Origin of the sequence: Amycolatopsis sp. NPDC101161 (genome assembly GCF_044768185.1) — a bacterium.
GTDB lineage: Bacteria > Actinomycetota > Actinomycetes > Mycobacteriales > Pseudonocardiaceae > Amycolatopsis.
The window spans coordinates 810,838-832,613 of record NZ_JBIWPI010000005.1; the positions used below are offsets into that span (position 1 = coordinate 810,838).

22 protein-coding genes are annotated in these 21,776 nt (G+C 71.8%); 12 read left to right on the forward strand and 10 right to left on the reverse strand.

Annotation, left to right across the window (positions count from 1 at the left end; all coding sequences use genetic code 11):
* From ACIRSS_RS37265 to ACIRSS_RS37285, 5 genes are read left to right on the forward strand one after another with little or no spacing between them, the layout of a single operon-like run.
* Positions 1-612: a potassium-transporting ATPase subunit C gene (locus ACIRSS_RS37265; protein WP_400903591.1), complete on the forward strand. Its 612-nt coding sequence runs from the start codon at positions 1-3 to the stop codon at positions 610-612.
* A gap of 4 nt (positions 613-616) precedes the next feature.
* A complete protein-coding gene (locus ACIRSS_RS37270; protein WP_400903592.1) occupies positions 617-3,154 on the forward strand; it encodes a DUF4118 domain-containing protein in 2,538 nt (845 codons plus the stop codon).
* Complete coding sequence (locus tag ACIRSS_RS37275) at positions 3,151-3,849, forward strand: response regulator (protein WP_400903594.1); 699 nt, start codon at positions 3,151-3,153, stop codon at positions 3,847-3,849. The genes ACIRSS_RS37270 and ACIRSS_RS37275 overlap by 4 nt, the downstream gene beginning before the upstream one ends.
* Before the next feature lie 22 nt (positions 3,850-3,871).
* The gene (locus ACIRSS_RS37280; RefSeq protein WP_400903596.1) at positions 3,872-4,099 is read left to right on the forward strand and encodes a hypothetical protein; all 228 of its coding nucleotides are present in this window, start codon (positions 3,872-3,874) and stop codon (positions 4,097-4,099) included.
* 3 nt (positions 4,100-4,102) lie between these two features.
* The gene (locus tag ACIRSS_RS37285) at positions 4,103-4,279 is read left to right on the forward strand and encodes a hypothetical protein (protein ID WP_400903598.1); all 177 of its coding nucleotides are present in this window, start codon (positions 4,103-4,105) and stop codon (positions 4,277-4,279) included.
* A 43-nt stretch (positions 4,280-4,322) separates the two neighbouring features.
* Here the strand turns inward: ACIRSS_RS37285 and ACIRSS_RS37290 are convergent, their stop codons facing one another.
* Entirely contained in the window at positions 4,323-5,462 is a 1,140-nt protein-coding gene (locus ACIRSS_RS37290; protein WP_400903600.1) for an acyl-CoA dehydrogenase family protein, read from the reverse strand.
* A gap of 65 nt (positions 5,463-5,527) precedes the next feature.
* On the opposite strand from ACIRSS_RS37290, the gene ACIRSS_RS37295 reads away from it, so the two are divergent.
* A complete protein-coding gene (locus tag ACIRSS_RS37295) occupies positions 5,528-6,169 on the forward strand; it encodes a TetR/AcrR family transcriptional regulator (protein ID WP_400903602.1) in 642 nt (213 codons plus the stop codon).
* A 45-nt stretch (positions 6,170-6,214) separates the two neighbouring features.
* Here the strand turns inward: ACIRSS_RS37295 and ACIRSS_RS37300 are convergent, their stop codons facing one another.
* Positions 6,215-6,811: a hypothetical protein gene (locus tag ACIRSS_RS37300; RefSeq protein WP_400903603.1), complete on the reverse strand. Its 597-nt coding sequence runs from the start codon at positions 6,809-6,811 to the stop codon at positions 6,215-6,217.
* A 221-nt stretch (positions 6,812-7,032) separates the two neighbouring features.
* Here ACIRSS_RS37300 and ACIRSS_RS37305 point away from each other — a divergent pair, with 221 nt between their 5' ends.
* Together ACIRSS_RS37305 and smc are read left to right on the forward strand one after the other, a co-directional pair.
* Positions 7,033-7,320 (forward strand): acylphosphatase, encoded by a 288-nt coding sequence (locus ACIRSS_RS37305; protein ID WP_400903605.1) that lies wholly within the window; start codon positions 7,033-7,035, stop codon positions 7,318-7,320.
* Positions 7,321-7,489: 169 nt separating this feature from the next.
* Positions 7,490-11,092: a chromosome segregation protein SMC gene (gene smc / locus ACIRSS_RS37310; RefSeq protein ID WP_400903607.1), complete on the forward strand. Its 3,603-nt coding sequence runs from the start codon at positions 7,490-7,492 to the stop codon at positions 11,090-11,092.
* Positions 11,093-11,098: 6 nt separating this feature from the next.
* On the opposite strand, the gene ACIRSS_RS37315 is transcribed toward smc, so the two are convergent.
* The 4 genes from ACIRSS_RS37315 to ACIRSS_RS37330 all read right to left on the reverse strand — a co-directional run bounded on the left by ACIRSS_RS37315 (position 11,099) and on the right by ACIRSS_RS37330 (position 14,743).
* Complete coding sequence (locus ACIRSS_RS37315; RefSeq protein WP_400903609.1) at positions 11,099-11,323, reverse strand: hypothetical protein; 225 nt, start codon at positions 11,321-11,323, stop codon at positions 11,099-11,101.
* A 55-nt stretch (positions 11,324-11,378) separates the two neighbouring features.
* A complete protein-coding gene (locus ACIRSS_RS37320; RefSeq protein WP_400903611.1) occupies positions 11,379-11,879 on the reverse strand; it encodes a DUF3455 domain-containing protein in 501 nt (166 codons plus the stop codon).
* Positions 11,880-11,965: 86 nt separating this feature from the next.
* Positions 11,966-13,531, reverse strand: a complete 1,566-nt coding sequence (locus tag ACIRSS_RS37325; RefSeq protein ID WP_400903613.1) for a sodium:solute symporter — start codon at positions 13,529-13,531, stop codon at positions 11,966-11,968.
* 15 nt (positions 13,532-13,546) lie between these two features.
* Positions 13,547-14,743 (reverse strand): anhydro-N-acetylmuramic acid kinase, encoded by a 1,197-nt coding sequence (locus tag ACIRSS_RS37330; protein WP_400903615.1) that lies wholly within the window; start codon positions 14,741-14,743, stop codon positions 13,547-13,549.
* Positions 14,744-14,882: 139 nt separating this feature from the next.
* Between ACIRSS_RS37330 and ftsY the strand changes: the two genes are divergently transcribed.
* The gene (gene ftsY, locus ACIRSS_RS37335) at positions 14,883-16,157 is read left to right on the forward strand and encodes a signal recognition particle-docking protein FtsY (protein WP_400903617.1); all 1,275 of its coding nucleotides are present in this window, start codon (positions 14,883-14,885) and stop codon (positions 16,155-16,157) included.
* Between the two features lie 54 nt (positions 16,158-16,211).
* Here the strand turns inward: ftsY and ACIRSS_RS37340 are convergent, their stop codons facing one another.
* Together ACIRSS_RS37340 and ACIRSS_RS37345 are read right to left on the reverse strand one after the other, a co-directional pair.
* On the reverse strand, positions 16,212-16,469 hold the full coding sequence (locus tag ACIRSS_RS37340; RefSeq protein ID WP_400903619.1) for a hypothetical protein: 258 nt from the start codon (positions 16,467-16,469) through the stop codon (positions 16,212-16,214).
* Between the two features lie 171 nt (positions 16,470-16,640).
* The gene (locus ACIRSS_RS37345; RefSeq protein ID WP_400903621.1) at positions 16,641-17,093 is read right to left on the reverse strand and encodes a hypothetical protein; all 453 of its coding nucleotides are present in this window, start codon (positions 17,091-17,093) and stop codon (positions 16,641-16,643) included.
* Between the two features lie 147 nt (positions 17,094-17,240).
* Here ACIRSS_RS37345 and ACIRSS_RS37350 point away from each other — a divergent pair, with 147 nt between their 5' ends.
* Positions 17,241-17,741, forward strand: coding sequence for a GNAT family N-acetyltransferase (locus ACIRSS_RS37350; protein ID WP_400903623.1), 501 nt, complete (start codon positions 17,241-17,243; stop codon positions 17,739-17,741).
* A gap of 5 nt (positions 17,742-17,746) precedes the next feature.
* On the opposite strand, the gene ACIRSS_RS37355 is transcribed toward ACIRSS_RS37350, so the two are convergent.
* A complete protein-coding gene (locus ACIRSS_RS37355; protein WP_400903625.1) occupies positions 17,747-18,046 on the reverse strand; it encodes a hypothetical protein in 300 nt (99 codons plus the stop codon).
* 73 nt (positions 18,047-18,119) lie between these two features.
* The gene (locus ACIRSS_RS37360; protein ID WP_400903627.1) at positions 18,120-18,896 is read right to left on the reverse strand and encodes an IclR family transcriptional regulator; all 777 of its coding nucleotides are present in this window, start codon (positions 18,894-18,896) and stop codon (positions 18,120-18,122) included.
* Positions 18,897-19,008: 112 nt separating this feature from the next.
* On the opposite strand from ACIRSS_RS37360, the gene aceB reads away from it, so the two are divergent.
* Positions 19,009-20,586 carry a malate synthase A gene (aceB, locus tag ACIRSS_RS37365; RefSeq protein ID WP_400903629.1) on the forward strand — a complete coding sequence of 526 codons (1,578 nt, stop codon included), beginning with the start codon at positions 19,009-19,011 and terminating at the stop codon, positions 20,584-20,586.
* Positions 20,586-21,773 (forward strand): DUF6986 family protein, encoded by a 1,188-nt coding sequence (locus ACIRSS_RS37370; RefSeq protein ID WP_400903631.1) that lies wholly within the window; start codon positions 20,586-20,588, stop codon positions 21,771-21,773. Before aceB ends, ACIRSS_RS37370 begins: the two co-directional genes overlap by 1 nt.
* Positions 21,774-21,776 lie beyond the last annotated feature (3 nt).

Here is a 21,776-nt window from a genome sequence, read left to right on the forward strand (position 1 = left end):
GTGAACACGCTCGTCAAGCAGACCTGGGCCGGGCTGCGCGTCCTCATCGTGCTGACCGTCCTGCTCGGGATCCTCTACCCCCTGGCCGTGTGGGCGATCGCCCGCATCCCCGGCCTGGAGGGCAACGCCGAAGGGTCGGTCGTCACGCGGAACGGCCAGGCCGTCGGGTCGTCGCTGATCGGTGTCGACCCGGTGCCCGCCGACCCGGCGCGCGACCCGTGGTTCCACACCCGGCCCTCGGCGCTCGCGAAGGACGCGCTCGGCCCCGGCGACCCCTCGACGTCCGGCGCGTCCAACAAGGGCCCGTACAACGAGGACCTCGTGAAGACCATCGAAGAGCGGCGGACCGCCATCGCCCAGCGCGAAGGCGTGTCACCCGGTCAGGTGCCGCCGGACGCGGTGACGGCTTCGGGCTCGGGCCTCGACCCGTCGATCAGCGTCGCCTATGCCGACCTTCAGATCGCCCGCGTGGCCCGGGTGACCGGGTTGCCGGTGGATCGGGTGAAGCAGCTCGTCGCGGCGAACACCTCCGGCGCGGGGATCGGCGTCCCCGGCGTGAATGTGCTCCCGCTCAACTTGGCCGTGCAAGCCGCGGCCGGAGGGGCACACTGACAGCGTGACCACCGCGAACACGCCATCGAAGCCGCGCCGGGGAGAACTGAGGATCTACCTCGGCGCGGCTCCGGGCGTCGGCAAGACCTTCGCCATGCTCGGCGAAGCGCGCCGGCGGCTCGACCGCGGCACCGACGTCGTCGTCGGGCTGGTGGAGACGCACGGCCGCGAGAAGACCGCGGTGCTCCTGGACGGCCTCGAAATCGTCCCGCGGCGGCACGCGGACCACCGCGGCCGCGAGTTCGACGAGATGGACGTCGACGCGATCCTGGCCCGGGCGCCCGAGGTCGCCGTCGTCGACGAGCTCGCGCACACGAACGTGCCCGGTTCGCGCAACGCCAAGCGCTGGCAGGACGTCGAGGAGCTCCTGGAAGCCGGGATCGACGTCCTGTCCACGGTCAACGTGCAGCACCTGCAGAGCCTCAACGACGTCGTCGAGCGGATCACCGGCGTCACGCAGCAGGAGACCGTCCCGGACGAGGTCGTCCGCCGCGCCGAACAGCTCGAGCTGGTCGACATCACGCCGGAGGCGCTGCGGCGGCGGCTCGCGCACGGCAACGTCTACCCGGCCGAGCGGATCGACGCCGCCCTCGGCAACTACTTCCGCCCCGGCAACCTCACCGCATTGCGCGAGCTGGCCCTGCTCTGGGTCGCCGACCAGGTCGACGTCGCCCTGCAGCGCTACCGCGCCGAACAGCGGATCACCGACACGTGGGAAGCCCGCGAACGCGTGGTCGTCTCCATCACCGGCGGGCCGGAGAGCGAGACGCTCATCCGCCGCGCCAGCCGGATCGCCACCCGGGCCGGCGCCGAGCTGCAGGTGCTGCACATCCTGCGCGGCGACGGCCTGTCCGGCATCGGCCCGACCGCGATGGCCCGCTGCCGCACCCTGGCCGAGGAAGTGGGGGCGACCTTCCACACCGTCGTCGGCGACGACGTCCCGGCCGCGCTGCTGGACTTCGCCCGGGGCGTCAACGCGACCCAGCTCGTCATCGGCACCTCGCGGCGCTCCCGCGTGGCGCGGCTGTTCGACGAGGGCATCGGCGCCTCGGTCGTCCAGCGGTCGGGCCCGATCGACGTCCACATGGTCACCCACGCCGAGGCGGGCGGGCGGCTGCGGGCCCGGCTCGGCGCCAGCCCGCTGGGGTTCTCGCGGCTGGTCGCGGGCTGGGTGCTCAGCGTCGTGCTGCCGGTGGCGGTCACCGTCATCGGCTTCTACATCCCGGCCGGCCTCGACTTCGCCACCGACGTCATCTCCTACGTGCTGGCCACGGTCGTCGTCGCGCTGGTCGGCGGGCTCGGCCCGGCGCTGGTCGCGGCCGTGCTCGGGGCCGGGCTGCTCAACTTCTTCTTCACGCCGCCGCTGTACACGCTCAACGTGCACACCCCGCAGAACCTCGTGACGCTGATCGCGATGGTCGTGGTCGCGGTGCTCGTCGCGCTGGTCGTCGACCAGGCGGCGCGCCGGGCCACGCAGGCTGCGCGGGCGCGGACCGAGGCGGCGCTGCTCGCCTCCTACGCCCGGACGGTGCTGACCCACACGGACCCGATCGAGCGGCTCCTGGAGAAGGTGCGGGAGAACTTCGCGCTGACTTCGGTGACGTTGCTGGAGAAGCAGGAAGGCGAGTGGCGGGCGGTGGCGTGCGCGGGGGAGCACCCGTGCGCCGACCCGGACGAGGCCGACGTCGACATCGCCGTCACCGCGGACGTCCACCTGACCCTGCGCGGCCGGGCGCTGCCCGCGGCCGACCGGCGGGTCCTGGAAGCCGTGGCGGGACAGGCGTTGCTCGCCCTGCGCCAGCAGCGGACGGCGGCCGCCGCGGCCCGCGCCGAGCGCAAGGCCGAGGCGACCGAGCTGCGCACGACCTTGCTCTCGGCCGTCGGCCACGACCTCCGGACGCCGCTGACGTCGATCAAGGCGTCGATCGGCAGCCTGCGCGCGCCCGACCTCGACCTGTCCGAAGAGGACACCGCGGAGCTGATGGAGGCCATCGAGCTGTCGGCCGACCGGCTCGCCGGCCTGATCGACAACCTCCTGGACTCCTCGCGCCTGGCCACCGGTGCCGTGAAGCCGCACCTGCGTCCCGTGGGCTACGACGAGGTCGTCGCGCACGCTTTGTCCACTGTGGACGCATCGGACGCGGTGCGGGTGGCCGTGGACGACCAGCTCCCGGCGGTGCTCGCCGACCCGGGGCTGCTGGAGCGGGTGGTGGCGAACGTCCTGGACAACGCCCTGCGGCACGGCGGGGGTCCGGTGTCCGCGCGGGCGTCGGCGCACTCCGGCCACGTCGAGCTGCGGATCGTCGACCACGGCAAGGGGCTGCGCAAGGGGGCCGCGGACTCGGCGTTCGCGCCGTTCCAGCGCCTGGGCGGCGACCGGGACACGACGCCCGGGGTCGGGCTCGGGCTGTCGGTGGCGAAGGGGTTCACCGAGGCGATGGGTGGCACGATCCGCGCCGAGGACACGCCGGGCGGCGGGCTGACGATCGTGGTCTCGCTGCCCGCGTTCAGCGTCGAGTTCGAAGAAGAGGGGGTGCGATGAGCGACGCGGGGGCCACCGTGCTGGTGGTGGACGACGAGCCGCAGATCGTGCGGGCGCTGCGGATCAACCTGAACGCGCGCGGCTACAAGGTGATCACCGCGCACGACGGCACGGCCGCGTTGAAAGCGGTGGCCGAGACCAAGCCGGACGTGGTGGTGCTGGACCTCGGCCTGCCGGACCTCGACGGCACGGAGGTGATCGCGGGCCTGCGCGGCTGGACGACGGTCCCGATCATCGTGCTGTCGGCCCGCGGCGACTCGGCGGACAAGGTCCAGGCCCTCGACGCGGGCGCGGACGACTACGTCACGAAGCCGTTCGGCATGGACGAGCTGCTGGCCCGGTTGCGGGCGGCGGTCCGCCGGTCGGCGGTGGCCGGCGCGGACGGTGTCGAGGCGGTCGTGGACACCTCGTCGTTCAGCGTGGACCTCGCGGCGAAGAAGGTCCGCCTCCGCGACGGCGAGGAGGTCCACCTGACGAAGACGGAGTGGGGCGTGCTGGAGCTGCTGGTCCGCAACCGCGGCCGGCTGGTGGCGCAGAAGCAGCTGCTGCACGAGGTGTGGGGGCCGTCGTACGAGACGGAGTCCCACTACCTGCGGGTGTACCTGGCCCAGCTGCGGCGCAAGCTGGAGCCGGAGCCGTCGCGGCCCCGGCACCTGCTCACCGAACCCGGGATGGGCTACCGCTTCGAGGTCTAGCGGGCTGGGTACTCCACCGGGCATGGACGGGTCGAAGACGTGGCTGCAGGGCGGTGAGCGCATCCCGCCGGTGATCGTGCTGACCCTGGCCGTGGGAGCGACGTTCGGCGCCCTCGGCTGGGTGTTCACCGCGTTCGACGGCGGCGTGAGCGGGGTGACGTGGCTGCGCGTGGCGGCGGCGGGCGCGGGTGCCCTGCTGACGGTCTACCTCTGGGCGCTGTTCGCCCACCGTCTGCGCCGGCGGCGCTGACGGGTGGCCGGGGGAAGCGAGCGGTGGTTCTCGGGCGGCGAGAAGCTGCCGCCGAAGCTCGCCTTGCTGTTGGCGCTGCTTTTCGCGTTCCTCGCGGCCGGCTGGCTCCTGCTCGCGCTGGACAGCGGACTCGCCGCCTGGAAAGGGTGGGGCTCGCCGGAGTCGCGGCGATGTCCCTGATCCAGGCGGCGTACTACGCGTTGCAGTACCGCTCCCGGCGTCGCTAGAACCAGAAGGTCGGCTGCTCGATCCCGAACCGCAGCTTGGCGTACCGCTTCGACGCCGCCGCGGAGAAGTAGATGTGCTGGGACGCCGCGTGCAGGTCGCGGAAACACCGCTGGACCGGCTGGTCCGCGTGCAGCGCGCCCGCGCCCGCGAGGCCCGTCACCGTGTTCACCGCGCTCAGCGCCGCTCGCATCGCCTGCTGCGTCGACAGCAGGAACTGGCCCCGTTGAGCCGCATTCGGCACGTCGCCCGCGCACGCCGTCTCCCACAGCGCGCCGAGCGCGTCGAACACGAACGCCCGCGCCGACCGCAGCTCGCCCTCTGCCCGGGTCAGGGCGATCTGGACGTCGCCGTCCTCGGCGATCGGGCCGGGGCCCGGCGGGCGGAACTTGGCCGGGGCGAACCCGGTGAACTCGTCCAGCGCTCGCCGCGCGATGCCGAGCGGGACGCCCGCCAGCACCGTGCCGATGAACGTGAAGAACGGGAACCGCCACAGCGGCCCGTCGTGGCGCGCCGGGTTCGTGAACGGCGAGATCGTGTGCTCCTCGCGCACGACGGCGTCGATCTCGACGTCGTGGCTGCCGGTGCCGCGCAGGCCGCTGACGTCCCAGTTCTCGACCACCCGCACCTCGGCGGCCGGGACCGCGGCCAGCCGCCAGTCCCGCGGGTCGCCGCCGGCGAAGCCGCCGTTGAAGAACAGGTCGGTGTGCGGGCTGCCGCTGCAGAACCCCCAGCGGCCGGCGAGCGTGAACTTCCCGGCGCCGTCGGGGGTGAGCCGGCCCATCGGCGCGAAGACGCCGCCGCCGATCGGGTCCGGCACTCCCGCGACGAGGTCCGCCGCGACGGCCGGGTCGAGCCAGGCGAGGAACGCCGAGCCGTTGCCGATCGCGATCGTCCAGCCCGCGGACCCGTCGGCTCGGGAGAGCTCCTCGACGACTTCGACGAGCTCGGCGGGCGGCAGCTCCCGGCCGCCGAGGACGCGCGGGGTCGCCAGGCGGAAGAGCCCGGCTTCCCGCGCCTTCTCGACGAGGTCGCGCGGCAGCGTCCGCAGCCGTTCGGCTTCGACGGCCCGCGCGCTCAGCTCGGGCGCGAGCTCCCGCGCGGCGGTCACGGCGTCGGTGGTGGCTTGTCCCATCATGGTCAGCGCCCCCTCAGGGTGTCATGATAGATGGACATCTATTTGATAGAGGAGTCTCTACCTAAATGGCTGAGCCTGTCAAGCGCCGTTACGACACGTCGCGACGCCAGGAGCAGGCGCGCGAAAACCGCCGCCGGATCCTGGCGGCGGCGTCGGGGCTCTTCCGGGAGAAGGGGTACGCGGGCACCGCGATGCCCGAGGTGGCGAAGGAGGCGGGGGTCGCGGTCCAGACCGTCTACAAGGCGTTCGCGAACAAGGCGACGCTGCTCAAGGCGGTCTTCGACGTGACCGTCGCGGGCGACGACGAGGACATCCCGATCGCCGGCCGCGACTTCATCGCGGCGATCCAGGCCGAGCCGGCCGCCGCCCGGAAGATCGGGATGTACTTCGAGCACCTCGCGACGACCGCGACGGTGGTGTTCCCGGTCCAGCTGCTGGCCCGGGACGCGGCCGCGGCCGACCCGGCGGCCGCCGAGGTGTGGGCGCAGATGCGCGCGGAGATGCTCACGGCGATGACGTACTTCTCGGCCGACCTGCTGGCGACCGGGCAGGTCAAGCCGGACTTGGCCGCCGACGACGTGCGCGACGTCCTGTGGGCCTACCACGGGCCGGAGCAGTACGAGCTGCTGTGCCTGGAGCGCGGGTGGTCGCCGAAGCGCTACGGGGAGTTCGTGCGCGACGCGGTCGTGGCCGCGATCCTGGTCTAGACATGCCGAAGGCCACCGCCGGAACGGTGGCCTTCGAGGCTGGTCTCACTGCGCGTGCGCGGTGCTCCCGCTGCCGGTCGGGGAGCCCGTCGTGCTCGGCGACGGCGCACCGCCGGTGCTCGCGCCACCACTCGACGGCGGCGTCGTCGTCGGGTCGGGCGTCGTCGTAGGAGCCGGTGTCGTGGTTGGCGTCGGTGTCGGCGTCTTCGTCGGCGGCGGCTTCGGCGTGGAATTGCTGACCGGCGGCGGGTTGCCCGTGTCGTCGCGCGGCGGCGGCGGAGGCGGGGTCGGGTCGGCGTGGGTGACGACCGTGGTCGTGGTCTTGCCGTCCGGGCTGACCGAAACCACTGTGGTCGGCGCGCTCGACGCCGTGGTCGCCGACGCGCTCGTGGGCACGCCGCCGACGGTCGACGGACCGCTGGACGACGACGGGGTGCTCGGCACCGTCTGCAGGCCGGCCTGCGAGGTGCCCTGGCCGCCGGTGCCGCCGGTGCTGCCCGCGGTGGTGGCCGGGTCCGGGCCGGCGAGCTCGGCGACCGCGGCGAACGCGGTCGCGACCACCAATCCGGCCACCCCGAGCACGACGTACCCGGTGCGGTTCGGTTTGCTGCTCTTCGGCGGGGCGGTGTCGATCCTGGTCACGGGCGAGCTCGAGGCGGACCCGTCGGGGCGGGGCATTGCAGGCTCCTCGGGGGTTCGGGAGAGCGCGGTCGAGGCCGTGAATCGATCACTGCGCTCCCGGGCGGGGGAACCCGGGAGGACGACCTCGGCGGCGAGGTTATCACCGTCGGTGCCGCATTCGCCCAGGTAGTGGGCTTGCGCGATCACTGTGCGCAGTCGGAGTGTCCGGAAAGGATGAAAGCGTGAGTGAGGAACAAACGAACACCCGGTTGACGGCGTGGGTGCGCGGTCGCGTCCAGGGTGTCGGTTTCCGCTGGTGGACCCGTAGCCGTGCGCTCGAGCTGGGGCTGGTGGGCAGTGCCCGCAACATGCCCGACGGGCGTGTCGAGGTCATAGCGGAGGGTGATCGAGACCACTGTGAGCGGTTGCTCGCCGCTCTGCGGTCCGGAGAATCACCCGGAAGTGTGGAGACGGTCGTCGAGCGCTGGTCCGACCCGAAAGGGGGGCTCAGCGGCTTCCTCGAACGCTGACGCGGGCCTTGGTACTTCCGGGGCCGGTGTGGTTCGTGAGGTTGCTGAGACCTCGGACGATGTGCTAGGGCGCGCCGATGAGGGGGCGCGTCCGGCGGCTCGCGGGGACCCCCGGGTAGCCTGGGACGATTGAACCGCCAGTACCGGCAGCCAGAGGGGTCAGCACCCAGTGCACCTGAAAAGCCTGACGCTCAAGGGCTTCAAGTCCTTCGCCTCGGCCACCACGCTGCGCTTCGAGCCGGGCATCACCTGCGTGGTCGGCCCGAACGGCTCCGGCAAGTCCAACGTGCTGGACGCGCTGCGCTGGGTCATGGGCACCCAGGGCGCCAAGGACCTGCGCGGCGGCAAGATGGAGGACGTCATCTTCGCCGGCACCGCGGGGCGCGCCCCGCTCGGCCGCGCCGAGGTCACGCTCACCATCGACAACGCCGACGGCGCGCTGCCCATCGAGTACGCCGAGGTGTCGATCACCCGCCGGATGTTCCGCGACGGCGCGAGCGAGTACGAGATCAACGGCGACCGCTGCCGCCTGATGGACGTCCAGGAACTCCTTTCGGACTCCGGTATCGGCCGCGAGATGCACGTCATCGTCGGGCAGGGCCAGCTCTCGGCGATCCTGGAGTCCAAGCCCGAAGAGCGCCGCGCCTTCATCGAAGAGGCCGCCGGCGTCCTCAAGCACCGCAAGCGCAAGGAACAGACCCTGCGCAAGCTGGCCAACATGCAGGGCAACCTCGACCGCCTCGGCGACCTCACCACCGAGCTGCGCCGCCAGCTCAAGCCGCTGGGCAAGCAGGCCGAGATCGCCCGCAAGGCCCAGTCGGTGCAGTCCGAGCTGCGCGACTCCCGCCTGCGCCTGCTCGCCGACGACCTGGTCACCCAGCGGACCACCATCGAGCGCGACGAAGCCGACGAGCGCACCGCCCGCCAGCGCCGCGCCGAGGTCGAGCAGCACCTCGAGATCGTCTCCGCCGAGGAAGCCGAGCTGGAGGCCTCGCTCGCCGAGGACGCTCCGCTGCTGCAGACCGCGCAGGAGACCTGGTACAAGCTGTCCGCGCTGGCCGAGCGCCTGCGCGGCACCGTCCGCCTCGCGATCGAGCGGCAGCGGCACCTTTCCGCCGACGTCTCGACGTCGACCGGCGGCCGCGACCCCGAAGAGCTCCTCGAAGAGGCCGAGCGCGTCGCCGAGCAGGAGGAAGAGCTCAACGAGGCCGTCATGGAGGCCCGGGAGCTGCTCGCCCAGACCGTGCTGCGCCGCGAAGACCTCGAACAGCGCGTCCAGGCCGCCGAGCGCGCGCACTGGGCCGCCGTCCGCGCCATCGCCGACCGCCGCGAGGGCATGGCCAAGCTGACCGGCCAGGTCGAGGCGCTGCGCAGCAAGAACGGCGCCACTTCCGACGAGATCGACCGCCTCAGCGTCTCCCTCGAAGAGGCCGCCGAGCGTGCCGAGATCGCCGTCGAAGAGCTCGAAATGGCCAAGGCCGAGGGCGGCGTCGAGGAGTCCGACGACGCCGGCCTGATGGACCGCCACGACCGCGCGGTCGAGGCCAACAACGCGGCCAAGGCGCGCGTCGAAGAGCTGGTCAAGGCCGAACGCACCGCCGAGCGCGAGATCGCGTCGGAGAAGGCGCGCGTCGAAGCGCTGTCGATGGGCCTGCGGCGCAAGGACGGCGCGGGCGCGCTGCTCGGCGCGTCCCACGAGCTGCCGGGCCTGCTCGGCTCGGTCGCCGCGCTGCTCACCGTCGAGCCCGGGTACGAGGTCGCGCTGGCCGCGGCGCTCGGCCCGGTGGCCGACGCGGTCGCCGTCACCGGCGGCGAAGACGCCCTGCGCGCCCTGAAGTACTTGAAGGACACCGATTCCGGCCGCGCGGGCATCCTGCTCGGTGGTCCGGAGTCCACTGTGGACACCTACTCGTGGCCGTCGCTGCCGGAAGGCGCGCGCTGGGCGCGTGAGGTCGTCTCGGCGCCGGCGCAGCTGCGGCCCGCCGTCGAGCAGGCCCTCGACAAGCTCGCCCTGGTACGCGACCTCGACGCGGCCCGCCACCTCGTCGCGGTGCACCCCGAGGTCCGGGCCGTCACCGCCGAAGGCGACGTCTTCGGCGCCCGCTGGGCGATCGGCGGCTCCGGCAAGCGCGAGAGCGTCATCGAGGTCCAGGCGGCCGTCGACGAGGCGGGGGAGCGGCTCCGCACGGCCGAGCGCTCGCTGGAGCGCTACGCGGCCGAGCTGGAAGGCGCCCGCGCCGAGCAGCAAGCGCGTCGCGAAGAGGTTTCGCAGGCCAAGGACGCCCTCGGCGAGGCCAAGGTCCGCAAGGCCCGGTCCTCGGAGCGGCTCAGCCGGCTTCAGCAGGCGGCCCGCCAGGCGCAGGCCGAGGTCGAACGCTTCGCCGGCCAGCGCGCGAAGGTCGAGCAGAGCCGTGAGCAGGCCCTCGCCCAGCTCGCCGAGCTGGAGGAACGCCTCGCCGCCGTCGCCGAGCAGCCCGTCGAGGACGACCCGGACACCGCCGAGCGCGACGCCGCCGTCGAAGAGCTGGCCGTCGTCCGGCAGGAAGAGATGGAAGCGCGCCTCGCGCAGCGCACCGCCGAAGAGCGGGCGCGCAGCATCGCCGGCAAGGCCGAAGGCCTCCGCCGCGCGGCGCACGCCGAGCAGCAGGCCCGCGAACGCGCCGAGCGTGCCGCCACGGCCCGCAAGCGCGGGGCGGAGATCGCCAACGCCGTCGTCAACGGCGGCGAGATCGCCCTCGAACGCATCGAGCACTCCGTCCAGCGCGCGGCCACCGAACGCGACCAGGTCCAGGCCCGCCGCCAGAGCCGCGAGCAGGCGCTGACCGGCGTCCGCGCCAAGGTCCGCGAGCTGACCGGCGAGCTGGAGAAGCTGACCGACGCCGTCCACCGCGACGAGGTGCTGCGCGCCGAGCAGCGGCTGCGCCTGGAGACCCTGGAAGCGAAGATCGCCGAGGACTTCGGCATCGGGCTCACCGACCTGGTCCAGGAGTACGGCCCGGACGTCCCGGTCCCGCCGAGCGCGGGCGAGATGGCCGAGTACGAGGCGGCCAAGGAACGCGGCGAGGACGTCACCCCGCCGCCGCCGATGCCCTACGACCGCGACACCCAGGCTCGCCGCGCCAAGCGCGCCGAGAAGGACTTGTCGTTGCTGGGCAAGGTGAACCCGCTGGCGCTCGAGGAGTTCGCGGCGCTGGAGGAGCGGTACAAGTTCCTCTCCACGCAGCTGGAGGACCTCAAGGACACCCGCAAGGACCTCGAGGCGGTCATCAAGCAGGTCGACGAGAAGATCCTCGAGGTCTTCGCCGGGGCGTACGCGGACGTGGCCCGCGAGTTCGAGACGGTGTTCAGCGTGCTGTTCCCCGGCGGCGAGGGCCGGATGGTCCTGACCGAGCCGGACGACCTGCTGAGCACCGGCGTCGACGTCGAAGCGCGCCCGCCGGGCAAGAAGGTCAAGCGGCTTTCGCTGCTGTCCGGTGGCGAGAAGTCGCTGGTCGCGGTGGGCATGCTGGTCGCGATCTTCCGCGCCCGGCCGTCACCCTTCTACGTGATGGACGAGGTCGAGGCCGCGCTGGACGACACCAACATGCGCCGGCTGATCGGGCTCCTGGAGCAGCTGCGCGACTCGTCGCAGCTGATCATCATCACCCACCAGAAGCCGACGATGGAGATCGCCGACGCGCTCTACGGCGTGAGCATGCAGGGCGACGGCATCACGAAGGTGATCTCGCAGCGCCTGCGCACGGCCGAGGAAGAGCCGGTCCCGGTCAGCTGACCCGGCTCAGCGCATGTCGTCTTCGTGCGGCGCGCGCTCGTCCGGTTTCGCCCGGGGGTCGAACGTGCCGAGGTCGTTGCCGACCCAGCGCCCGTCGTCGATCCGCGCCCGCCGGCCGCGCGGGGTGATGAAGCCACGCTTCACGCCCCGCGCGCGATCCGACCGGTCCAAGACCAGCGCGATGACGAGCACCGCGGCGAGAACAACGCCGATCCCGATGAAGAACCCCATGTGAAAACCCCCTCCGCGCCCAGGTTACGGGAGCGGGAGGGGGTCTCACAGCCACTTATCCAGCGACCCAGAAGGCGTAGTCCGCCGAATAGCGCACCGCGGTCTGCGCGCCGTCCGTGCACGTCCCCGCCGGGGCCACGCCGCCGCGGGTGTTCAGCCGCTGGACGTAGGTGACCTTGCCGAAGATCCCGTCACCGGTGTTGAGGTTGGCCTTGAGCAGCAGCTGCGGGATCGCGTCCGGCTGCGGGGAGTTCGCCACGGCCGCCGCGCCGACCGTGCTGCCGTCCACAACGGACGTCCACACCGGACCCTTGCTGTGCAGGGCCACCGGCCTGCCGTGCCGGGTGAGCACCGCGGCGGGCTGGATCAGCGTCCACGCGCCCGCGGTGCACCCGTAGATCTGCACCCCTTCGGCGGGGTACGAAGCCAGCGCCACGTTGCCCGCCGGGACCTTGATCGCGTCCGGCACCTTCGGGGCCGCCGGGGTGGCCGAAGCCGTCGCCGCGCCGCCGAGCAGCAGGCCACCGACCGCGAGCGCCACCGTCATCCGCTTCATGAAGTCCACCTTCGAAGTCCTCCCGCCGCTTCTCGGCGGGCTCCCGCAGATCGACACGGGCGCCCGCCGGAAACGGTTCAGAAGGATCAGGCGGCGGGGACTTCTTCCGCTTCGCCGGCGGCTTCGGCTTCGGCCGCCTTCGGGTCCGGCGTCCGGTGGCGCAGCGCCAGCAACCCGCCCACGACCAGCGTGATCACCACACCCAGCAGCGTGTACCAGGGGTAGGCCAGCGCGACCTTGTCGCCGGCCGCCTTGCTGAAGTCGATGCCGAGCAGGCCGCCGGTCTTCGCGCTGAACTTCACCCCGAGGATGACGAACGCCATCACCACCACCGTGGCGACGAACGCGATGATCGCGTCCACCTGCCGCGCCTTCTTGACCAGCAGGCCGAGCAGGAACGACCCGAGCAGCGCGCCGTAGGTGTAGCCGGTGATCGCCAGGCCCAGCTCGATGACCGAGTTCTTCGTGGTGGAGAACAGCGACGCGAAGATCGCGAACACCACGGCCCAGATCAGTGTCCACATGCGACCGTGCTTGAGCAGCTTCGAATCCTCCGGCGAGCGCTTGGTGAAGCGCTGGTAGAGGTCGGCCACGGTGGACGTCGAAAGCGCGTTGAGCGCCGAGGCCAGCGCCCCCATGGTCGAGGCGAGCACGCCCGCGATGAGCAGGCCCGACACGCCGACCGGCAGGTCGTCGATGATGAACCGCGAGAACACGTCGTCCGGGCTCTGCAGGCCGAGCTGCGCGACCGACTTGCGGCCGTTGAACACCCACAGCATCGCCCCGACCAGCAGGAACAGCGCGAACTGGATGGTGACGATGATGCCGCTGCCGATGAGCGCCTTCTGGCCGTCGCGCAGGCTGCGCGTGGCCATCAGCCGCTGCGCGATCAGCTGGTCGGCCCCGTGCGAGGCCATCGACAGCGCCGCGCCGCCGAGCACCGCCGTGACGAACGCGTACGGGCTGGTCAGCAGGTTCTTCGAGAAGTCGACGAGCATGAACTTGCCGTCGTCGGACGCCTGGGTCATCCAGTCGCCGGGCAGCTTGTTCAGCAGCACGATCGCGGCCACCGCCGCGCCGCCCAGGTAGAGAGACATCTGGATGACGTCGACCCAGACGACCGCCTTGATCCCGCCGATGTAGGCGTAGATCAGCGTCAGCGCGGTCAGGATCACCACGATCACCCAGTAGTCCAGGTGGATGTTGTAGTGCCCGAGGATCACCTTGATCGGGATCGCGCCGGCGAACAGGCGCACGCCCTCGGCGAGCAGCCGCGTGATCACGAACGTCACCGACGCCGTGCCCTGCAGCCCGGAGCCGAACCGCTTGCCCAGGAACGCGTACGCGCTCACGAGGTTGCCCTTGAAGTACCGCGGCAGCAGCACGAACGCGGCGATCGTGCGGCCGATGATGTAGCCGAAAGCCAGCTGCAGGAACAGGAAAGCGTTGCCGAAGACGAGGCCCGGCGTGCTGATCACGGTCAGCGTCGAGGTCTCGGTGGCCACCACGGACAGCATCACCGCGCCCCACGGCAGGCTGCGTTCGCCGACGAAGTAGTCGGCCGCCGACCGTTGCTTCCGGCCGACCAGCACGCCTATCAGCGGCATCGCCGCCAGGTAGACCACGATGATCGCGAGGTCAACACCGCGCATGGACTTCTCCTACTGTCATCCGGCCTTCTCCGCGACTCGCAACCGCGTCACGGTGCCCCCCAGCGGGGCGGGAAGGTTCAGGGGCCCGGCGCCCGGGACGAGCGCGCCGAGCAGGCGCGGCCCGCGGGCTCCGGTCGCCGACGGCACCGTACCGGGCACGCCGCACCAGGTGAGCCAGCCCAGCAGCGCGGTCAGGTACGCCTCCTTGCCGGCGCCGGGCAGGCCGAGGTCGTCGCTGGTCTTGATCACCGCGGACGGCAGCCGTCGCGCCAACGCCGTCATCAGCGCCGGGTTCGCGACCCCGCCGCCGGAGGCGACGACCGTCGTGACGCCGTGGCGCAGGCACTGGTCGGCGACGGTCACCGCGGTGAACTCCGTCAGCGTCGCCAGCAGGTCGCCGGGATCCACCGGCCGCAGCCCGGCGAGGGCGGCGTCGAGGTAGGGCGCGTTGAAGTGCTCCTTGCCGGTGGACTTCGGCGGCGCGGCGGCGAAGTACGGGTCGGCGAGCAGCCGGACGAGCAGGTCGGAGCGCACCGCGCCGCTGAACGCGAGCCGCCCGTCGACGTCGCTGCGCTGCCCGGTGACGCGGTGGGCGGCGACGTCGAGCAGGGCGTTGGCGGGCCCGGTGTCGTAGGCGATCGCCGGCTCGGCCCCGGCGACGACGGTGATGTTCGCGATCCCGCCGAGGTTGAGCGCGGCGACCGGGTGGCCGCTGTCCTGGGCCAGGCCGCGCAGCCAGAGCTGGTCGAGCGTGCTCGCCAGGGGAGCGCCGTGGCCGCCCGCGGCGACGTCCCGGGTCCGCAGGTCGGCGACCACGGGCAGCCCGGTGCGCTCGGCGATCCAGGCGGGCTGGCCCAGCTGCAGCGTGCCGCGGACGTGGCCGTCCTCGACCCAGTGGAACACCGTCTGGCCCAGGGAGGCGACGAGGTCCGCGCCGCCGGCCAGCTGTTCGGCCCCGCGGGCGGCCGCGTCGGCGAACGCCTGGCCGACGCCGGTGTCGAGCCGCGTCAGCTCGCCGGCGGTGCAGGGGTTCGGCGGCAACGCGGCGAGCAGGCCCTCGCGCAGCGGTTCGGGATAGGGGACGTCGAGCTCGCCGAGCGGGGTCAGGACCACCGTGTCGTCCTCGGCGTGCAGGTCCGCGGCGGCCACGTCGATGCCGTCGAGCGAGGTGCCCGAAAGCAGCCCGATCACCCGGAAGCCGTGCGTCCCCATCCGGAGGGGTTTAGTGCAGGGGCCCTGGTGACGCAACCCGCGTGGTGAAGTCTTGCCCCAATCGGGATCTACGTCGTTATGAATTGCCTGTGCGGACGGGGTGTCCGCGACGCCGCGGTGCGGATGAAAGGATGGGCGGGTGTCGAGCACCTGGTTCCTGTTCGTAGTCGTCGCCGTCGTTGTGCTGGTCGCCATCCTGGTGACCGGCCTGCTGGTCGCGCGCAAGCGCCGGATCAGCCTGGACGCGAAGCGCGAGGTCGAGGAGAAGCCGAAGGGCGGCTCCTACGCGGCCAGCGGGGGCATCGCGCTCGCCCCCGGCGGCGAGGCCCCCGAACACCCCGTCGAAGACCGGCCGGAAACCGACGGCCAGCCCGCGGTGGGCGACGACGCGGCGGTGCCGCGCGACTCGGCGCAGCGCACGGTCCGCGACGTCAAACTGCCCGAAGAGCCCGCTCCTGCCGCTCCGGTCATCGAGGAGATCGAGCCCGCGACCGGCCGCATGGAGCGGCTGCGCGGCCGGCTGTCGAAGTCGCGTTCGGTGTTCGGGACGAGCCTGCTCGGCCTGCTCGGCGCGGGTGACCTGGACGAGGACTCCTGGCAGGACGTCGAAGACACGCTGCTGATGGCCGACCTCGGCGCGGCCACGACGACCCAGATCGTCGAGCGCCTGCGCGACGAGCTGTCCCGCCGCGCGATCCGGTCGTCGGCCGAGGCGCGCGAGGTGCTGCACGAGGTCCTGACGGCGCAGCTGTCCACCGACGCCGAGCGCGCGGTCCGGGCGCTGCCGCACATCGTCGACGGCAAGAAGCAGCCGGCGGTGGTCCTGGTGGCGGGCGTGAACGGCACGGGCAAGACGACGACCACGGGCAAGCTGGCCCGCGTCCTGGTTGCCCAGGACAAGACGGTGGTCCTGGGCGCGGCGGACACGTTCCGCGCGGCGGCGGCCGACCAGCTCCAGACGTGGGCCGAGCGCGTGGGCGCGGAGGTCGTCCGCGGCAAGGAGGGCGCGGACCCGGCGGCGGTGGCGTTCGACGCGGTCAAGCGCGGCGTCGACACGGGCGTGGACGCGGTCCTGGTCGACACGGCGGGCCGCTTGCACACGAAGACGGGCCTGATGGACGAGCTGGGCAAGGTCAAGCGAGTCGTGGAGAAGCAGGCGAAGGTCGACGAGGTGCTGCTGGTCCTCGACGCGACGACGGGCCAGAACGGGCTGATGCAGGCCCGGGTGTTCGCCGAGGTCATCGACGTGACGGGCATCGTGCTGACCAAGCTGGACGGGACCGCCAAGGGTGGGATCGTGTTCCAGGTGCAGCGCGAGCTGGGGGTGCCGGTGAAGCTGGTCGGGCTGGGCGAAGGCCCGGACGACCTGGCGCCGTTCGAGCCGGGCGCGTTCGTGGACGCCCTGCTGGGCTAGCGCGGAGGCCCACGGGCTCTCCTCTCGGCGAGCAGCGCTTCTACGCGGCAGCTTTCAAAGTCGCCTGGAGGTCAGGTGTGCCCGATAGTTGCCTCGGCGGACTCGTCGGCTTCGCCAATGCAAACCGGAACGGGCCGGTGCCATCGGCAGCAGCATTCCGAGCCTCTTAAGGAGTTCCGGCGTCGGCGCGGTGGTCTCGATGGACAGCTGAGCGGTCCGGGTGCCGGCGACCCAGTGGCGGACCACGCCGACGCCGCGCAGCACCGGTTTGCCGCGGAAGTCCGCCGGGGGATTGTCGACATCGCTGGTCACGTCGCCGAGCCGGTGTCGCGTGGGCGCGGCTTCGGGCGCCGCGACGACGACGGTCGCTCCCTGCCGGCGAGGAACCGGTCCACGCCCTTCTCGGCTGAGCCACCCAGGCGAGCGGCGCGACGAACAGTTCGAGCATCTCTCCCCCTCCGGCCCTGACACTGGTTTCACAGGTCAGAGCCGGAAAAGTGGCGTCCCGTCCGGCTTCCGCAGTCCCAGCTGCAGGATCACCGGCGCCGACGGGCGGGTGGCCGGGATCAGGCACGGGGACGTCCCGCGGGGCTTCACCGTCAGCCGGGACCAGCCGATGCCCTGCAGGGTGCGGCGGGCCGGGTCGACCACCATCGCCGCCCCGAAGTAGCGGCCGCCGGGCACGGCGATGCGGGCCGTGTGCCCCAGGACGAGCGAGAACGCCGTGCCGGTGCGGCTGCCCTCCTCCTGCAGCGTCAAGACCACCGGCGTGCGGACCTTCACCGTCGAGTGGTGCCGGACGGTGATCTCGACCGTTCCCGCGGCGGTCTTGGGCGGGTGCGGCCACTTGGGTGGCGGCGGCGACCCGTCGAGGGCGCGGTCGACGAGCCGGTCGACGAGGTTCGAAGCGGCGAGCCAGCTGAGGTGCGGGTCCATCGGGGGTCCCTCCGGCGGAAATCCAGGTGACGGGCGGCGCGCGCCGGCGCAGAATCCGGGTATGCCCGGTTGACGCACGTCCGCTCGTGCTCCTCCTCGTGTCAGACGCCCGGAAGCCGTCGTCCGCTACACGAGAGAGGAACCATCATGACTGTCATTCCCGGCGATCGGGTAGTGCTGCGCCCGATCGCCGCCGCGGACCGCGCTCGTTTGCGCGAAATCCTCGCCACGCCCGAAGTCGCTCGTTGGTGGGGCGACCCGGATCACGAAACCGAAGGCCTGTACGAGGTCGAAGACGGCTACTCCGTCTACGCGATCGAGCTCGACGGGGTGGTCGTCGGGTTGATCCAGAGCTGCGAGGAACTGGATCCGCAGTACCGCCACGCGGGCATCGACATCTCGGTGCACCCGGACTTCCACGGCCGCGGCATCGGCACGGACGCGCTGCGCGCCCTGGCTCGCCACCTGCTCGAAAGCGGCCACCACCGCCTGACGATCGACCCGGCGGCGGCCAACGAGACGGCGATCCGGGTGTACACGAAGGTGGGATTCCGCCCAGTGGGCCTGATGCGCGACTACGAGCGAGCCCCGGACGGCACCTGGCACGACGGCCTGCTGATGGACCTGCTGGCCGGCGAGCTGGAGTAAGGGGGTCAGTCCTTGTCGACGACCTGCTGGAGCAAGCGGCTGATCCGGTCCATGCCGACGTTGATCTTGGTGAAGCCGCTTTGCATCTCGGACCTGAGCTCTGCGACCTCTTGGGCTTGTTCGAGCTGCGTCTCGCGCACCGCGTTCAGCACCTTGGTGTGACCGTTCAAGGTCTGCTTGAACTCGGAGACGTCGCGGTCCGCCGTGCCGGCGAGCACTCGGGCGGCCGCGGCGTCTTGCCGGGTGGACCGCACCTGCTCCTCCAAAATGGTCACGCGGGCTTCGAGGTCTTCGAGGCTGGCCATGCCGGTTACTTTACCGGCGGGCTCAGGGCCTCCGACATCGGGGTCACTTTCAGTCATGGGATATCACTCATAGTCACACTGATAGTGCCGTCTGGGAGAGGCTCGCCCCCAGGGCGTCGGCCACCCGCTGCACCGCCGGGGCGATGTGCGCCACCGCCTCGGCGGTCAGCCGGCCCGACGGGCCCGACACCGAAACCGCCGCCGGCACCGGCGCTCCCGGCACCGCCACCGCGACGCACCGGACCCCCAGCTCCTGCTCCGCCTCGTCCAGCGCGTACCCCTGCGAAGCGATCCGGGAAAGCTCGACCGCCAGCGCGTCCGGGTCCGTGAACGTGTGCTCGGTGTACGCGGGCATGCCCGTCCGCGACAGCAACGCCTGTACTTCCGAGGCGGGCAGGTGCGCCAGCATCGCCTTGCCCACCCCGGTCCCGTGCGGCAGCAGCCGCCGGCCGACCTCGGTGAACATCCGCATCGAATGCTTCGAGGGCACCTGGGACACGTACACGACTTCGTCGCGCTCCAGGACCGCCAGGTTCGCCGTCTCGCCGACCTCCTCGACCAGCTCCGCCAGCAACGGCCGCGCCCACGCGCCGAACTGCATGCTCGCGTTCTCGCCGAGGCGGATCAGGCGCGCGCCCAGCGCGTAGCGGCGGTTCGTGTTCTGCCGGACGTACCCGAGGTCGACCAGGGTGCGGATGAGCCGGTGGATCGTCGGCATCGGCAGCCCGGACAACGTCGCCAGCTCGGACAGGCTGGCTTCGCCGCCGGTGTCCGCGAGGTGTTCCAGCAGCTCGAAGGCGCGCTGCAGGGACTGGACGCCGCCGTCGCGACCGTTCTTCTCCGCCGGCACGGTGGCCCTCCTTACGTCGGCGTTGAGGTTCCGCTATGCAGAAACTATAGTCCGGCTGGTAGAAAACCGTAGGGCCGTTATCCAAGATTCCGAACCTTCGAGGTGTTTCCCCATGTCTTCTGAAGTCCAGGTGCTGGGCGAGCCGGTCGAGCGCGGCGACGAGATCCTCACCACGGAGGCGCTCGACTTCCTCGCCGGACTGCACGACGCCTTCGCCGCCCGCCGCGACGAGCTGCTCCAGGCGCGGAGCAAGCGCCGCGAGGAGGCCCGGACCACCGGCCGGCTCGACTTCCTGCCGGAGACCAAGGAGATCCGCGACGGCGACTGGCAGGTCGCCGGCGCCCCGCCGGCGCTGCGGGACCGCCGCGTCGAGATCACCGGGCCGACCAGCCGCAAGATGACCATCAACGCGCTCAACTCCGGTGCGAAGGTCTGGCTCGCCGACCTCGAGGACGCCAACACGCCGCACTGGGCGAACGTCGTGTCCGGCCAGGTCAACCTGTACGACGCGGTCCGCGAGACGATCACCCTCGAGAGCGGCGGCAAGAGCTACGCGCTGAAGGACGACGTCGAGCACGCCACGATCGTGGTCCGCCCGCGCGGCTGGCACCTGCCCGAGCGCGGCCTGTCCTTCGGTGGCCGCGAGGCCGTCGGCGCGCTCGTCGACTTCGGCCTGTACTTCTTCCACAACGCCGCGGAGCTCCTGAAGCGCGGCAAGGGTCCGTACTTCTACCTGCCGAAGATGGAGAGCCACCTCGAGGCGCGGCTCTGGAACGACGTCTTCACCCACGCCGAGAAGACCCTCGGCATCGAGCACGGCACCATCCGCGCGACCGTGCTGATCGAGACCATCCCGGCCGCGTTCGAGATGGAGGAGATCCTCTACGAGCTGCGCGAGCACGCGTCGGGCCTCAACGCCGGCCGCTGGGACTACCTGTTCAGCGTGATCAAGTACTTCCGCGACGCGGGCGAGAAGTTCGTGCTGCCGGACCGCAACTCGGTCACCATGACCGCGCCGTTCATGCGCGCGTACACCGAGCTGCTCGTGCGCACCTGCCACAAGCGCGGCGCGTTCGCGATCGGCGGCATGGCCGCGTTCATCCCGAGCAAGGACCCCGAGGTCAACAAGGGTGCCTTCGAGAAGGTCCACGCGGACAAGTCCCGCGAGGCCGGCGACGGCTTCGACGGCTCCTGGGTCGCGCACCCGGGCATGGTCGAGCTCTGCAAGGAGGAGTTCGACAAGGTCCTCGGCGACAAGCCGAACCAGCTCGAGCGCACCCGCGACGAGGTCAGCGTCACCGCCGACCAGCTGCTGGACGTCGCTTCGACGCCCGGCGGCGCGACGGCGGCCGGCCTGCGCGCCGCGGTCGACGTCGGCGTCCGCTACATCGCGTCCTGGCTCGGCGGCAACGGCGCGGCGGCGATCCACAACCTGATGGAAGACGCGGCGACAGCGGAGATCTCGCGGTCGCAGATCTGGCAGTGGGTCAAGAACGGGACCACTTTGGACACCGGCGACGTCGTGACGAAGGAGCTGGTCCGCGGGGTGCTGACGGACGTCCGCGGCGAGCTGGCCCGCGAGATCGCGGCGGACCTGCTGGTGCCGGCGATCGAGCTGTTCGAGCAGGTCGCGCTGGCCGACGAGTTCCCGGACTTCCTGACGCTGCCCGCCTACGAGCGGATCAAGTAGTGCGGCTGCCCGAGGACGTCTACGACGCCGCCGACGCGCGCTTGGCCGAGGCCGACGCGCGCGTCGCGGCGTCGTACCCGGGGGAGCGCCCGGGACGGCAGCCGGTGCACACGGTCTACGTCCCGGCGTCGCGGTACAAGACGCGCCTGGTCGCCGACTGGGGCAAGCAGGCGATGCGCGTGTTCATCGAGCACGGCGACCTCCTCGGCGTCGACGCGGACGTGTACGAACGCGTCCGCGCGAAGCTGCTGACCGAGCCGATCGAGGACCTGCGCATCGACTTCGAGGACGGCTACGGCCGCGTACCCGACGACGTCGAGGACGCGGCGGCGCTGGCGGCCGGCCAGACCCTGGCGACGACCGGCGGGACACCGTTCTCGGGCATCCGCTTCAAGAGCTTCGAAGCGGCTACGCGCCGGCGTGGCATCCGGACGCTGGACCTGTTCCTCATGGGGCTCCTCGAGAACGGGCCGCTGCCGCCCGGGTTCGTCGTGACGCTGCCGAAGGTGACGGCGATCGAGCAGGTCGCCGTCGCCGCGGAAGTGCTGGCGCGGTTGGAATCGGCGTACGGGCTCGCCGAGGGAACGCTGCGGTTCGAGGTTCAGATCGAGACGTCCCAGTCCATTGTGGACATCGACGGGACGCTGTCGGTGCCGCGGATCGTCCAGGCGGCGGCGGGGCGGTGTTCGGGGCTGCACTACGGGACGTACGACTACAGCGCCGGGCTCGGGATCGCGGCGGCGTACCAGAGCATGGAACACCCGGCGGCGGACCTGGCGAAGGGCCTGATGCAGGTCTCGGCGGCGGGGACGGGCGTCCGGCTGTCGGACGGATCGACGAACCGCCTCCCGATCGGCGACGCGCTGCCCTCGGCGTGGGCGGAGCACTTGCGCTTGGTCCGCCGCTCCCTGGAGCGCGGGTTCTACCAGGGCTGGGACCTGCACCCGCACCAGCTGCCGACGCGTTTCGCGGCGACGTACGCGTTTTACCGCTCGGGTTTCCCGGCGGCGGTGGAGCGGCTGCGGGCGTACGCGGACAAGCAGGCCGGGGGAGTGCTGGACGAACCGGCGACCGCGCAGGCGTTGGCGGTGTACCTGCTGAGGGGCCTGGACTGCGGCGCGCTGGACGAGGGCGAGTTGTCCTTCGGACGGCCGGAGCTGGAGAAGTACGCGCAACGCTTGGCGTGAGGC